The following is a 13558-nucleotide window of genomic DNA, read 5'->3' on the forward strand; positions in this document are numbered from 1 at the left end:
ACGGCACACGGCAGAGGGTCAGTGGGCTCGGGATCCGGCGGCAGCCGCGGACCGCTCGGCCGTCGATCCCGTGTTCGTCTCTCGAAAGGGCACCGCATGACATCCGCGAACTCGTCGAACGACTACCGGTTCGAGTACCCGGATGAAGCCGGTTACCCGGATGGGGTGGGAACCCTCACCGAGGATCAGGTCACGCTCATCGGGCAGGTGGCGGAGGCGGACGACGACGCGGACCTGAACCTCACCATCGTCAACGAAGAGAAGAACCAGGTCTACACGGCGATCATCGGTGACACCGCCGTCGGCGGGATCACGTACAACCGCACGGCCGATCGCCTCGTGCTGCTGGCCGCGGCGGTGTATCCAGAGTTCCGAGGGCACGGAGTCGCCACGGAGATGATCCGCCAGGTGCTCGACGACATCCGGCACCAGGGCAAGAAGGTGACCAATCTCTGCCCGATCGTGCGCACCTTCATCGACAAGCATCCGCAGTACGAGGACCTCATCGATCCGGAGAGTCCCGGTGTCGTCACCGCGCGTCACTGAGGATGCGCACGTCGGCGGAGGACGCTCAGGTCGCGGGGCGACTAGATCGCGCCGTGCGGCCCTGACGTCGACGTCGATGGCGTCCGCGTCGTCGGTGCGGACGGCGACCCCGTCCGTGCCAGGTACTGCCGCACGATAACGGGCAGCTCGTCGGCATCCGGGATGCCGAGCTGTTCCGCGCGGCGCGATTCGAGCACAGCGGGCCAGGACTCCACGATCCGCCTGATCGCGGCGTCGGGCTCGACGGTGATGCGACCCAGCCGGCGACCGTCGGACTCGGCCCGCAGCGTCGCGATCATGTCCGCGAACGAGACGGATCTGCTCGGCAGCGTGACGATCCGGTTCAGCCCGAGCCGCTCCGACGGCAGATCGTGCAGGGCGAGGATGCCGGCGATCACCGAATCCACGCCGGCGACCGCGATCGTCGTCGTCTCAGGCAGCGGAAGCACGTAGTCCCGCCCCGCCAGCGGCTCGCGAAAGACGGCGCTCGCCGCGGACGAGGCAGCCGCATTGGCCGCTCCCGGGCGGATGATCACGGTGGGCAGGCGCGCGATGCGTCCGTCGAGGTAGCCCTTTCGCGAGTACTCGCTGGTGAGCAGCTCGAGCACGGCCTTCGTCATCCCGTACGTGGACTCCGGGCGCAGCGGCGCATCCTCTCGCCCGATCTCGCCGATGTCGGAGCCGAAGACCGCGACAGAGCTGGTCGACACGAAGCGCGCGGGGCCGGCGCGGTGTCGCAGCGCCTCCAGGATGCCGCGAACCGATTCGAGATTGACGCGCAGGGCGAGGTCGAAGTCCTGCTCCGCCTGTGCGCTGACCACCGCCGCCAGATGGAACACGGTGAGCGCGTCCGACCCGCCGAACAGGTCGGCGACGAACCGGTCGTCGCTCAGGTCGCCCTGCACGAAGGAGACGGTCGGGTCGGCGGGGCTGCCCTCCCTCGGTTGTGACGCGTCGGCGAGCACGATCTCGTCGATGGGCTCCGGGCTCTCACCCCCGCCGGCGAGCCGCCCGCGCCGAAGCAGTTCCTCGGCGAGGGCGGTGCCCAGGAATCCCGTTCCACCGGTGATGACGACTCGCATGGTTCTCCGACCTCAGGTGTTAGGCGATGCGGCCGGACTGTTCGCTTCGCGCGTCGCACGGCCGACCGGGTGCCGAATGTCATCCGGCCTCGGCTCGTGAAGCGAACGGGCGGACGCCGCGCCTCACGGCTTCGGTGTCCGCCCGCTCGCGTGTGCAGCTTCGGTGACGCGCGCTGGCGTTCCGCGTGCGTCACTCTAGCCGCGAGTGCACGGGATGGTGTCGCCAGCGATGCGGCAACCTGCCACCCGAATGCGTACAAGGCCCCGATATAGTGCAAGGGCTCCATACTTCGGCGCACAGTCGAATCAGAGGGGACATGAGCGAAAGCGACTCCCACTTAACTCCTCGGTTCCCTGTCCCACAACGCTGTCCCGTTCCTCATTCCGCCTCATCAACGGGACTATGAATGGTCGACGACACGTGCAAGGTCCTATTGGTCGACGTCAGGCGAGTGTTTCATCCAGGGCGAACTGCTGGAGGACGAAGAGTGAATAGCTCGGTGTGGAATTGGGTCTGCTGGCTTCTGCTACTCGCGGGCATCGCGGTGTACGCAGTGTTCGCAACTCGGCGCTATCTCGCCTACCTGAGCACCTCACTGCCAGAGGAGGTGCGCGATGATCTGGCGGATAGGCTGCTTACGGCTCTTCGAGACAACTGCGGTGGCCCAGATCGGTCTATTACCCTCGCCTCAACGTTCTGGCCGTCAACAGAATTGTCGTTCGCTGAAGTTCTCCGCCTGCTTGAGTACCTGAGACGGCGGGGCTGGCTGAACGTGCTCAACAACAACTACGTTCGAGACGCAATCTTTCTCTTTACTCTGCCCAAGAGTGTCGCGTTGACCCCTGACTCGTACGAACGTTGGACTCCGCGCGCACCGGAGGAACCGAAGTCAATCACCTTCAACGGGCCGACGCATCTCGGCGACGGCCATCTTGTCAACAACGGGGCGATCACGTACGAGTGGACCGTGATCGAACGAGACGTCAGCAAGCTGGCTCTCAGTCTTCACCGCGAATCAATGCGCCAGGCTGGAGAACTTGCCCAACAACTTGAAGAGGCAGCCGAGATGTTGTCAATGGCCGTTGATGCTAGGAACCTCGATGATCCGTGGGTGAAGCGAACTGTTAGGTGGGTCGCCGATCTTGCGAATAATACGGCGGCGGGAGTCATCAGCGGTGGACTGATCGCCGCGGCAACTGCACTCCTCGGGAAGCTCTAATCAGAATTGTGAGCGTTGCACGCCGATGGAGCCCGGGTCTCGAAGACGGCCGCGAGCACATTGGATACGGCAACGATAAGGTGGGCAATCGCAATAATGCCCGGCTTCATTAGGACGACGGCTGCCAGATCCGTTCGACATCGTCCGCTGGTCTGGCCCTACCCTGTCCTGGATCTGGTTCGATCTGTGCCGGTGTTTCTGTTCGGCTTTGTGGCCGCACGGGAACGGATTCCTCTTCGGCTGCCCCTGCCGACGGCAGAGATACCGAACCTCGCGAGCCACCTCACGATCGCTTAAGGGCAGTAGCCGAAATATCGCTTTCCGGCGCGATCAACCGATATATCCGAGAAGCGAAGGGCGACGTTCCGATCGGTGGCAGGATGACCCTCGCAAGACTTGGGGGTACGGATATGCGTCGAACCGTTGTTCTCGGCTTCTCATTCGTTCTGGCGGGGCGCTGCTATTTGGCTGCTCGGGGACCGGCCAATTGGCGCATGTGGGGCGGAATTCCCCGTCCCATTCGGCCCGGGCTGGCGCAAGTGCTCCAACGACGGCGCCGCCCGCCGCTCCAGATATTTCGCCTGCAGACCTGCAGTCGATTATGGCGCCGGCAATGTGCACGCGACCGGCCGGGAAGCTAGTGAACGGATCGCTCCCGGTGGACGACCCCGACCTGAATGGTCAAACGGTCCTCGCTGGGACTCCGAGTAGCCCCCTATATGCTTCCGGGGCGACTACAGATGATGCGAAAGGGATCGTCGCTGTGGTTTTCCTATGTACCGCGGGTGGTGCCGGCTGGCCAGATGTTATCGGCCTTTACAACTCGCAACTAGGTCTCATCGGCTCTATCGATCTCGGTTCGATCGACCAGCAGGAGCACTCGGTGGTCCAGCGTCTGTCTTTCATTGATGGCGTTCTCCACGTCGAGTGGCTGACCAACAATGAGGCCTGTCCTATCGGCGCCGAATTGTCCATCCCGCGCAGTGCCGACTTCTCAATCAATGCAACCGGGAGCTTCTCTGTGAACGACTCCGTGAGCGGTGCGCCTACGATACCTTGCCCGGGAGATTGAAGCCCACACTACAAGGCGAACGCACTTCGGAATGCCTGCCCTCTCAGGCGCAGCCGGCGCTGCCTTTCACGACTCTAGTTTGGGTCAGGCTGGATTTCGAGCCGGACTGGATGGCGGGCTCTACTGCGCCCGGTTGCCAGATAAGACGGTTGAATCGCCGTCTTGATGGAGTCATGCTGCGCCGGTACGCCGCCTCAGTGGAACGCTGCCGCCCCATTGACCGCGACGACGGTGCCCGAGGCGAACCCGCCGGCATCCGATGCGAGGTACAGCGTCGTCGCGGCGACGTCCGCCGGCGTGCCGGCCCGCCTGAGCGGTGTGGCGGCGATGGTCGCCTGCTGATCGGCCTGCGGGGTGAAGCGCTCGTGGAACGGTGTTTCGAGAATGAGGCCCGGCGCGACCGCTGAGACCGCGATGCCTCGCGGTCCGAGCTCTTTCGCGAGCGCTCGCGTGAAGCCCTCGACGCCCGCCTTCGCGGCGGCGTAGGCCGCTGCTCCCGCTCCGCCGCCGTTGTGGGCGGCGAGTGAGGAGATGTTGACGATCCGGCCGCCTTCGGCCATGAACGGCAAGGCGGCGCGCACGACGTAGAACACGCTGGAGAGATTGAGATCGATGACGTGGTGCCAGTGCTCGTCATCCATGCCGTCGGTCGCGCGACGGGCGACGAGGCCTCCCGCGTTGTTGACCAAAACGTCTATGCGACCGCCGAGCGCGTGTGCGAGCCGTGCGACCGTCTCGGTCACCTCGGCGCTGTCGGTGGCATCCATGCGTTCCGCGACCACCCGATCGGCGAGCGCATCCGGCACGGGAGAGGCGTTCCTCGTGATCGCCACGCGCGTACCCTCCCGCAGGAACGCTTCGGCGATGCCCAGCCCGATGCCTGTGGCGCCGCCCGTGACGAGAGCTGTGCGGTCGGTCGATGGCGTGGTCATGGTGTCTCCGTTTCGGTGGGCGCAGTGGTCAGTGGGCGCAGTGGTCCAGTCGGCGCTGTGGTTCAGTCGGCGCAGTGGTTCGGTGGGCACAGCATCGGGCGATGACGACGGGCGATCGAGCTCACTGGCTGGTCGGTCGCATGACGATTTCGGTCACGGTCGCCCGCGCGGGCAGTCGCATGACCGCCACGCACATCTCTGCGACGTCTTCCGCCTGCAGCGCGTTCGCCAACTCTTCTGGCGATGGAGCGACGGGTCGGTGCCGCATGAAGGCGGTGTCGATGAGCCCCGGTGAGATCGTCGTCACGCGGATGCCGTCGCCTCGGGTCTCGAGGGCCGTCGCGCGAGCGAGTGCCTCTAGTCCCGCCTTGCTCGCCTGGTACGCGGCGCCAGAGAGGTCGGCGACGAAGGCGGACACCGAGGAGATGTGGATCAGCAGGCCCGCACGCCGTTCGCGGAACCCGGGGAGCACGGCCTGGGTGAGGTGGAATGCCGACGTGAGGTTGCCGTCCACGACGGAGCGCCATCCCTCCGCATCGAGTTGGTCCAGCCGGCGGCCCTTGAGATTGACCCCGACGGAGTTCACGAGAACGTCGATGCCGCCCGCCTGGCGATGCAAAGACGCCACGGCGTCGTGAACCTGCTGCGCGGACGTCGCATCCGCCACCGCCGCATAGGCGCTCGCGCCCGTTGCCGCGATCTCGGCCCGCAGCGCTTCGAGCCGGCCCTCGTCGCGGCCGATGAGCTGCACCGTCGCGCCGTCCGCTGCGGCACGCAGTGCGACGGCCCGGCCCACGCCGCCCGTGGCGCCGGCCACGAGCACTTTGAGATCGGCAAGGGTCATGTGGTTCTCCTCGGAGTGGATGCGCGCACCACCAGGGTGGGTGGGAAGACGAGCGGGTAGCGTTGTTCGGCGTCGCTCGGCTCGGTCGCGAGGGCGACGATCGCTTCCGCCATCTCGCGCAGCGGTTGCCGCACGGTCGTCAGTGCTGGCGAGACCAGGCTGCCGATCGGGATGTCGTCGAAGCCGATGATCGCGATGTCAGGGCGTCCCGCCTCTCGGAGTGCGGCGCCCGCGCCGAGGGCGAACATGTCGTTGACGGCCACCAGCGCGGTGGGCGGATCGTCGAGAGCGAGAAGCGCGTCGACCGCCCGGCGTGCCAGAGTCCCGCTGTCGGCATCGCCGAGGTCGGGGGACGCGGGCACGAGATCGTCATCGAGAGGGATGCCGTTTTCGGCCAGCGCTCTTTGATAGCCGGCGAGCCGACGACGACGGCTGACCGTGCGGATCGCACCGGAGACGAAGGCGATGCGCCGGTGCCCCCGTTCGAGGAGGTGACGGGTGGCCAGCCACGTGCCGCCCTCGTTGTCGACGCTGACGTTCAGCAGCTCAGGAGGGTCGGTCTCCTGCTGCTCGCGGTCGAACGCGATGATCTGCACCCCGGCATCCATCGCGGGCCTCAGGTGATCGAGCGACGGCAGCGACGTGGAGAGCACGATGTGCTCGACGCCGTCGGCCCAGAGCTGCTCGACATACGTGCGCTCCCGTTCGGGGTCGCGCTGGCTGTTGCAGAGATAGATCTGCCGCCCGCGCGCGTGACTGGCGGTCTCGAGCTCGGCAGCCCACGACCCCCAGAACGGGTTGGCCACCGACGGCACGATGAGCCCCAGGGTGGGATTCGGTGCGCCGCGCAGCTGTTGCGCGATCCGGCTCGGTTTGTAGGAGAGCGCCTCCATCGCCTCGAGAACACGGCGCCTGGTGTCGGGATGCATGAGGTGCTCGCGCGCATTGAGCAGGTTGGACACGGTCGATGGGGAGACCCCGGCCGCCTTGGCGACATCCTTGATGGTCGCGATGGTGCACCCCTGTTCCTGATCGATCCGGACTCGCTGCGCGTATCCCGCTGCTCGGACCACTGTATCGTTGCACGAACTACTGTATCGTTGCACGAGTTTTCAACGATAGAACGAGGAGTCGCACTCTATGGCGCACGATCATCCGACGACAACGTGGAGTGTCTTCACCAAGCCATGGCGGGAGCCGTCGATCGGTACTCTCGGCGAACTGGTGTCTGGCATGGGGTTCAACGCGGTCGAGCTGCCCGTGCGGCCCGGCTATCAGGTGACGCCGGACGAGGTGGCAACCGCTCTGCCGGATGCCGTGCGCCGGCTCGCCCACGCGGGCATCGGCGTCACGAGCATCGCGTCGGGCACCGACGAGGCGACGTTCGCGGCCTGCGCGGAGGCCGGCGTGCCGTTCATCCGCATCATGGTGCCGGTCGGGCCTTCCGGATACACGGCCACCGGCGACGAGATCCGCCGAACGCTCGACGGACTGACGGCGCGCGCCGAGCGGTTCGGCGTGCGGGTCGCGGTTCAGCCTCACTACGACGACTACATCGCCGACTCCTCCGAGCTCTACGCGCTGCTGCGCGACTACGATCCGCGGGCCATCGCGGCGATTTGGGACGCGGCGCATGACGCGCTCGCCCACAAGTGGCCGGAGAACGGCCTCGAGCTGCTCTGGCCGTGGCTCGGCATCGTCAATCTCAAGAGCGCGTACCTGGAGCGCGTCGGCGACGCGGCATCCGATCACGGCGATCCGGTGTGGGAGCCGGTGTTCACGGATGCCCGCAACGGCCTCGCGCAGTGGGGGCGCGCCCTCGACTACCTTGCTGCGCACCACTACGACGGCCCGATCTGTCTGACGGCGGAGTACACCGATGAGCGCGACCTCGTGGCGAAGGTAAGCACGGACCTCGACTACGCGCAGGGTCTGTACGAGAGCGCCCAGCACCGTGCAGGAGCCACGCGATGAGCGGGATGGAGCCGTCGCCCGTGCGCGTCGCCGTGATCGGCGCCGGTCAGATGGCGAACCTCGTGCACTACCCGTCGCTGACGGCGCTGCCGGATGTCGAGATCGTCGGTATCTGCGACCTCTCCGAGGAGCGCCGGCGTGAGACGGGAGAACGATGGGGCGTCTCCGCCCTGTTCGACGACTGGACGCAGATGGTGAACGAGACCCACCCCGACGCGGTCTACGTGATCGGTCCGCCGGAGCTGATGTACGGCATCTGGTGCGACTGCCTGCGGCGGGGGCTCGACCTCTTCGTCGAGAAGCCGCTCGGGCTTACCCTGCATCAGGCACGCACGCTGGCCCGGCTGGCCGAGGAGAACGGCTGCATCACGCAGGTCGGATTCCAGCGTCGTTCCTCTCCGCTGCTGGAGCGCATGCTCGACCGCGTCCGCGAACGCGGCGACGTCGTGCACGCCGTGTGCAGGTTCTACAAGAACGACCCCACGCCCATGGAGTCGGCGCGCGACCGCATGATGGATGACGGCGTGCACGTCATCGACACGCTCCGCCACCTCTGCGGCGGCGAGGTGGTCTCGGTCGCCGAGGTGACGCGGCGGGTGCTCGTGGACGATCTCAACTTCATCACCGCGACGCTCGAGTTCGACACCGGGGCCGTCGGCGTCATGATCACCAGCTGGACGAGCGGTCGCCGCACGTTCGGTGTCGAGATCCATGCGCCGGGGATCATGGCGGAAGGCGACCTGGAGGTCGGCGGTGTCATCTGGGGTCCGGACGGCGTCCAGGAGCTCGATGCCGCCGAGGTGGCCGGCGCGCCGGAGCTGCATGTGCGGGGCGGCTTCCTGGCCAAGAGCGCCGAATTCATCGCGGCGGTGCGATCGCGCCGGCTGCCGTCGTCGCACTTCGGCGACGCGCTCAAGACCATGACGGTCGCCGAGACCATCCTCGCGAAGTCGCTCCTCGACGAGCAGAGATAACAAAACGTTTAGCTCTGCCTCGCTGATATTGACTCATTCGATCTGGTTTCCCTACTATCTACCAAGCACGTAACGTTTCGCTTAGCGCTCAAGGAGGAGTTCATGAAGGCACGATGGACGAAGTCAAGGGTGCGGGGCCGCATCGCCCTGTCCATCCTCACGGCCGGCGCACTGGCGCTCGGTCTCACGGCGTGTTCCGGAGGCGGCGGTAGCTCGACGTCCGGCCTCTCCGGCAACACGCTCAAGATGTACACGTGGATCGGCGGCAAGGCCGACAAGCAGCAGTGGACCGACTACATCGCCGGGGGAAAGCACGCAGACCCGAAGATGTCGGTGAGCTTCTCCGGCCCGCCGATCAACGACTACTACACCAAGCTCCCGACCGTGATGAAGAGTAGTAGCGCGCCCTGCCTGGTCACGTTTCAGAATGGCCGAGTCGGCCAATACGTGCAGGGGTTGGAGCCGCTGGACGATCTAGCGCAGAAGAACAAGGTCGACCTGAAGGCCTACAGCTCGGCGATGCTCGAGCAGCTGAGCGTCGACGGCAAGCTGTACTCCATTCCGTTCAACGCCGGGCCGACCGTGATTCTCTACAACAAGAAGATGTTCAAGGATGCCGGCGTCGCCGACCCCGGCCTCAACTGGACGATCGACGACTTCATCGCGGCAGCGAAGGCGACCACACGGAACGGTGTGTACGGGTTCGCGATCCCCCAGGCGTCGAACCCCATCAGCACCCTCATGGCGGCCGATGGCCACCCTTGGGCGGATAAGAACGGTGCGAAGCTCGACGACCCGAACTTCCGCAACGCGCTGCAGTTCCTCGTCGACCTTTCAAACAAGTACAAGGTCGCGAAGCCGCTCGAGGCGGCCGCGGGTGGCTCGTTCCCCGACATCGATGCGTTCAGCACCGGCCAGGCGGCCATGGAGATGCAGGGCTTGTGGGACCTGCAGCATGAACAGCAGACGCTCGGCAAGGACAACGTCGGCATCGCCGTGATCCCAAGCCAGAACGGCAAATCCAAGGGCTTCATCGGCGGCTCGGGCTTCGGTATCACGAAGACGTGCGGCGACAAGCAGAAGGCGTTCGAGGCGATCGAGGCCATGACCAGCAAGAGCGGACTGGAGTACGTGACGAAGTCACAGGCATCCGTTCCGGCTCGGCTGGATGCGCTGGACGCGTGGTCGAAGAATGTCGGATCTCCGGCGTTCGCTTCAGTCATCAAGCAGATGACCGGCGACGCGACGCCGTCTCCTGTGCCGGCGAACCAGGCTCAACTCGACACTCTCCTCACGCAGTACGAGGTGAACGCGTTCTCCGGCAAGAGCACCGTCGCCGAGGTTCTGCAGCAGGTGAAGGCTGGCCTCGGGCAATGACGTCAGCCGGTCTCGACCGCGCGAAGGCCGGACTTCCCGGCCGGCCCCTGAGCCAGTCGGGGAGTCGGCCGGGGGGCCGCCCGGGGACCCCGAGGGGCTGGCTTCGCCGCCGGCCCTTCGGGGGTCCCCGCTGGGTGGGATGGGTGTTCGTGCTCCCCGGGCTGATCGGGCTGGCGGTGTTCATCGTCATCCCTCAGGTCGCTTCGCTCATCCTGGGGTTCTCCAACTCGACGCTGCTCGGCGGAACGCAGTTCACGGGCACCGAGAACTTCGTGCGGCTCTTCCGCGATCCTCAGTTCCTCAACAGCGTGCTCGTCACGGCGATCTTCGTGCTGGTGTACGTGCCCGCGAACATCGCGATCTCGATGGCCATGGCCTTGTGGCTGAAGACGCGCATCGCGGGACGCAACTGGCTTCGCGTGATCTTCCTGATTCCGGCGCTCTCACCCATGGTCGCCAACGCTGCGGTCTTCCGGCTGCTCTTCCAGAAGGACGGCGCCGTCAACGAGGGACTCGCTGCCATCGGCATCGGTCCAGTCCCATGGCTGAGCGACGGCAACTGGGCCCTGGCGACGGTGATCGGCGTCTCGCTCTGGCAGTCGTTCGGCTACAACATGATCGTGCTCGGTGCCGGAATCGACTCGATCAGCCCCGACGTCATCGCCGCCTCGCGCATCGACGGGGCCGGCCGGTTCCGCCGCTTCTTCTCGATCACACTGCCCCTGGTCAGCCCCGCCCTGTTCTTCACGACCGTCCTGACCGTGATCGGGGCCTGGCAGACGTTCGCGCAGGCCTACGTGATCACCGGAGGCGGCCCTGGCAACAGCACGATGACGATCATGCTGTACCTGTACCAGACCGCCTTCACCAACAACCAGCTCGGGTACGCGTCGGCCATCGCCACCGTGCTCTTCGTGATCATCGCGATCTTCACCCTGTTCCAGCTCTGGGGACAGAGGAAGTGGGTGCACTATGACTGACGACCAGCGCGCGGCCTCCGGGTCCGGATGGCGGCGACGGATGCGTCCGGTCGGCATCGCCGCCAACAGTACGGTCGCCTGGGCCTTCGCCGTCGTGTTCTCGTTCCCGCTGATCTGGACGTTCTTCACCGCGCTGAAACCAGCGGACGAGGTGTTCGGCACCCACATCAGCTTCATCGGCTCGAAGGTGCTCTGGTCCAACTTCGTGGATGCCTGGACCCAGGTCGACTTCGGCCGCCTGCTCCTGAACAGCCTGCTGGTGGCCGCGATCTCCACGGTGCTCACGCTCGTCGTGGCATCCCTCACGGCGTTCGCCTTCGCGCGACTGCGGTTCCCGGGGCGCAACGCCGTGTTCCTGCTGTTCGTCATCACGCTGACGCTGCCGAGCGAGGTCGCGGTCGTGCCGCTGTTCCTCGGCTTCGACCAGGTACGGCTCACCGACACCTGGGTCGCGCTCATCCTGCCCGGCCTGTTCGGTGCCTTCGGAGCGTTCCTGCTCCGGCAGTTCATGCTCCAGATCCCGGGCGAGCTGGAGGAGGCCGCCCGGCTCGACGGGGCATCCACCTGGCGCATCTTCACCGGCGTGATCATCCCGCTGGTTCGGCCCGCTCTGTCGGTGCTGGCGATCTTCGCGTTCCTGGGCAGCTGGAACAGCTTCCTGTGGCCGCTGATCATCCTCAACAGCTCCGACAAGTGGACCATCCCGATCGGAATCGCCGGATTCACCACCCAGACCGGAACGCAGTGGCAGCTGCTCATGGCCGCGTGTGTGATGACGATCGCCCCCGTGGTGATCGTGATCGCGTTCGCCCAGAGGCAGTTGGTCGCCGCGATCGGCGCCGGCGCCTTCGGCGGCCGTTGACCTTCGAGCAGACGGAGCAGTATGACCCTCGAACCGCTTGACCCCTCGACGCTGCCGGCGCCCGTCGACGTGTCCGACAACCGTGAAGCGCTGGCCATGGTCGACAGCGTCATCGCGGACGGCCCGTACGACGCCACGTGGGAATCGCTGTCCCGGTACCGCGTTCCGCAGTGGTACCGCGACGCCAAGTTCGGCATCTTCCTGCACTGGGGAGCGTTCTCGGTTCCCGCGTTCGGCAACGAGTGGTACCCGCGCACCATGTACCGGCGCGGCACGCCCACCTTCGAGCACCACGTGCAGACGTACGGGCCGCACGACCGCTTCGGGTACAAGGACTTCCTCCCGCACTTCCGCATGGAGCGCTTCGACCCGCAGGAGTGGGTCGCGTTGTTCAAGCGCGCGGGAGCGCAGTTCGTCGTCCCGGTCGCCGAGCATCACGACGGCTACACCATGTACGACACCGCGCGCTCCCGCTGGAAGGTCACCGAGATCGGCCCGCAACGCGACGTGATGGGCGATCTGCTCGCGGAGGTCGACCGGTCATGGCTGGTCGCAGGCGCGTCGACGCACCGGGCCGAGCACTGGTTCTTCATGAACCGCGGCCTCGAATTCGACTCGGATGTGCGCGACCCGGCGTACGCCGATCTCTACGGGCCGGCGCTGCGCAAGGAGATGACGCCGACGGAGCGGTTCCTGGAGGACTGGCTCCTGCGCACGGTGGAGATCATCGACTCCTATCGCCCGCAGATCCTGTACTTCGACACCGGCATCGAGGAGCCGTCGTTCGAGCCCTACATCCGACGTCTCGCGGCGTACTACTACAACCGGGCCGCCGAGTGGGGACGCGAGGTCGTCATCAACTACAAGTGGGAGTCGTTCGCGCCGGGGTCTGCGGTGCTCGACGTGGAGCGCGGCACGATGAGCGGCATCCGCTCGGATGTGTGGCAGAACGACACGTCGGTGTCACGCACCTCGTGGAGCTGGGTCGAGGGACACGACTACAAGGATGCGACGGAGCTCGTGCAGGAGCTCGTCGACGTCGTGTCGAAGAACGGCAACCTGCTCCTGAACATCGGGCCTCGACCCGACGGGACGATCCCTGAGGAAGAGGTCGCTCTGCTGGAGGCGGTCGGCGAGTGGCTCGCCGTTCACGGCGAGGCGATCTACGGGTCGACGCCCTGGGCCGTGTTCGGCGAGGGCCCGACGTCGCCGAGCGGCGGATCATTCACCGACGCGGTCGCGCCGGTGTACACGGAGGAGGACATCCGCTTCACGACCATGCTCGAGGTCGGGCACCGGTACGTGTACGCGATCGGGTTGGTGCGCCCGGAAGACGGACGCATGCGCATCCGCAGCTTCGGTTCCGGGAGCCGGCTCCTCGACCGGCCGATCGTGGATGTCCGTGTGCTCGGCTCGAGCGAGACCCCCGAGTGGGAGCGCACCGAGTCGCACCTCGAGGTCGTGCTCCCCGAGCAGGAGACCCGAGGAACCGCGGGCGCCGTCGTGCGGATCGAGCTGGAGCCTGCGGCCCCCGAGAAGCGCATCGACTTCTTCCACGGCCTGGGCATCTAGCGCGGAACCGCACGCTGACCGCACCGGCGCGGGCACCGGCACCGCCGCCGACGTCGTCGAGGAGACGGCCCCGGCGCGAGGCCACGCGTCTGTCCGACGCATCCGCTCGCTTCCGAATGAAAC

Annotated in this window: 13 protein-coding genes; 9 read left to right on the forward strand and 4 right to left on the reverse strand. The window is 66.2% G+C overall.

Annotation, left to right across the window (positions count from 1 at the left end; translation table 11 throughout):
• Positions 1-96 precede the first annotated feature (96 nt).
• A complete protein-coding gene (locus VHB92_RS08670; RefSeq protein WP_325453352.1) occupies positions 97-546 on the forward strand; it encodes a GNAT family N-acetyltransferase in 450 nt (149 codons plus the stop codon).
• Positions 547-587: 41 nt separating this feature from the next.
• Here VHB92_RS08670 and VHB92_RS08675 read toward each other — a convergent pair whose 3' ends face one another.
• Positions 588-1628: an NAD-dependent epimerase/dehydratase family protein gene (locus tag VHB92_RS08675; protein ID WP_325453353.1), complete on the reverse strand. Its 1041-nt coding sequence runs from the start codon at positions 1626-1628 to the stop codon at positions 588-590.
• A gap of 500 nt (positions 1629-2128) precedes the next feature.
• Here VHB92_RS08675 and VHB92_RS08680 point away from each other — a divergent pair, with 500 nt between their 5' ends.
• Both VHB92_RS08680 and VHB92_RS08685 read left to right on the forward strand, forming a co-directional pair.
• Entirely contained in the window at positions 2129-2848 is a 720-nt protein-coding gene (locus tag VHB92_RS08680) for a hypothetical protein (protein ID WP_325453354.1), read from the forward strand.
• A 658-nt stretch (positions 2849-3506) separates the two neighbouring features.
• Positions 3507-3920: a hypothetical protein gene (locus VHB92_RS08685; RefSeq protein ID WP_325453355.1), complete on the forward strand. Its 414-nt coding sequence runs from the start codon at positions 3507-3509 to the stop codon at positions 3918-3920.
• Positions 3921-4114: 194 nt separating this feature from the next.
• Here the strand turns inward: VHB92_RS08685 and VHB92_RS08690 are convergent, their stop codons facing one another.
• The 3 genes from VHB92_RS08690 to VHB92_RS08700 form a co-directional block, all read right to left on the reverse strand.
• Positions 4115-4852, reverse strand: coding sequence for an SDR family NAD(P)-dependent oxidoreductase (locus VHB92_RS08690; protein WP_325453356.1), 738 nt, complete (start codon positions 4850-4852; stop codon positions 4115-4117).
• A gap of 121 nt (positions 4853-4973) precedes the next feature.
• Positions 4974-5696 (reverse strand): SDR family oxidoreductase, encoded by a 723-nt coding sequence (locus VHB92_RS08695; protein WP_325453357.1) that lies wholly within the window; start codon positions 5694-5696, stop codon positions 4974-4976.
• Positions 5693-6769 (reverse strand): LacI family DNA-binding transcriptional regulator, encoded by a 1077-nt coding sequence (locus VHB92_RS08700; protein WP_325453358.1) that lies wholly within the window; start codon positions 6767-6769, stop codon positions 5693-5695. The genes VHB92_RS08695 and VHB92_RS08700 overlap by 4 nt, the downstream gene beginning before the upstream one ends.
• 67 nt (positions 6770-6836) lie before the next feature.
• On the opposite strand from VHB92_RS08700, the gene VHB92_RS08705 reads away from it, so the two are divergent.
• The 6 genes from VHB92_RS08705 to VHB92_RS08730 all read left to right on the forward strand — a co-directional run bounded on the left by VHB92_RS08705 (position 6837) and on the right by VHB92_RS08730 (position 13435).
• On the forward strand, positions 6837-7670 hold the full coding sequence (locus VHB92_RS08705) for a sugar phosphate isomerase/epimerase family protein (RefSeq protein WP_325453359.1): 834 nt from the start codon (positions 6837-6839) through the stop codon (positions 7668-7670).
• Positions 7667-8644: a Gfo/Idh/MocA family oxidoreductase gene (locus VHB92_RS08710; RefSeq protein WP_325453360.1), complete on the forward strand. Its 978-nt coding sequence runs from the start codon at positions 7667-7669 to the stop codon at positions 8642-8644. The genes VHB92_RS08705 and VHB92_RS08710 overlap by 4 nt, the downstream gene beginning before the upstream one ends.
• A gap of 102 nt (positions 8645-8746) precedes the next feature.
• Positions 8747-10021, forward strand: coding sequence for an ABC transporter substrate-binding protein (locus VHB92_RS08715; RefSeq protein ID WP_325453361.1), 1275 nt, complete (start codon positions 8747-8749; stop codon positions 10019-10021).
• A 143-nt stretch (positions 10022-10164) separates the two neighbouring features.
• Positions 10165-11001 (forward strand): sugar ABC transporter permease, encoded by an 837-nt coding sequence (locus VHB92_RS08720; RefSeq protein ID WP_325453362.1) that lies wholly within the window; start codon positions 10165-10167, stop codon positions 10999-11001.
• Positions 10994-11863 (forward strand): carbohydrate ABC transporter permease, encoded by an 870-nt coding sequence (locus VHB92_RS08725; RefSeq protein ID WP_325453363.1) that lies wholly within the window; start codon positions 10994-10996, stop codon positions 11861-11863. The genes VHB92_RS08720 and VHB92_RS08725 overlap by 8 nt, the downstream gene beginning before the upstream one ends.
• Before the next feature lie 21 nt (positions 11864-11884).
• Complete coding sequence (locus VHB92_RS08730) at positions 11885-13435, forward strand: alpha-L-fucosidase (RefSeq protein WP_325453364.1); 1551 nt, start codon at positions 11885-11887, stop codon at positions 13433-13435.
• The last annotated feature ends 123 nt before the right edge of the window (positions 13436-13558 follow it).

Source organism: Humibacter sp. (assembly GCF_035547335.1).
In the GTDB taxonomy this organism is placed as follows: Bacteria; Actinomycetota; Actinomycetes; order Actinomycetales; family Microbacteriaceae; genus Humibacter.

Coding starts and splice junctions, on each gene's coding strand:
- VHB92_RS08670 (WP_325453352.1), top strand. CDS start 97: ATGACATCCGCGAACTCGTCGAACGACTACCGGTTCGAGTACCCGGAT.
- VHB92_RS08695 (WP_325453357.1), bottom strand. CDS start 5,696: ATGACCCTTGCCGATCTCAAAGTGCTCGTGGCCGGCGCCACGGGCGGC.
- VHB92_RS08725 (WP_325453363.1), top strand. CDS start 10,994: ATGACTGACGACCAGCGCGCGGCCTCCGGGTCCGGATGGCGGCGACGG.
- VHB92_RS08730 (WP_325453364.1), top strand. CDS start 11,885: ATGACCCTCGAACCGCTTGACCCCTCGACGCTGCCGGCGCCCGTCGAC.
- VHB92_RS08690 (WP_325453356.1), bottom strand. CDS start 4,852: ATGACCACGCCATCGACCGACCGCACAGCTCTCGTCACGGGCGGCGCC.
- VHB92_RS08715 (WP_325453361.1), top strand. CDS start 8,747: ATGAAGGCACGATGGACGAAGTCAAGGGTGCGGGGCCGCATCGCCCTG.
- VHB92_RS08705 (WP_325453359.1), top strand. CDS start 6,837: ATGGCGCACGATCATCCGACGACAACGTGGAGTGTCTTCACCAAGCCA.
- VHB92_RS08710 (WP_325453360.1), top strand. CDS start 7,667: ATGAGCGGGATGGAGCCGTCGCCCGTGCGCGTCGCCGTGATCGGCGCC.
- VHB92_RS08675 (WP_325453353.1), bottom strand. CDS start 1,628: ATGCGAGTCGTCATCACCGGTGGAACGGGATTCCTGGGCACCGCCCTC.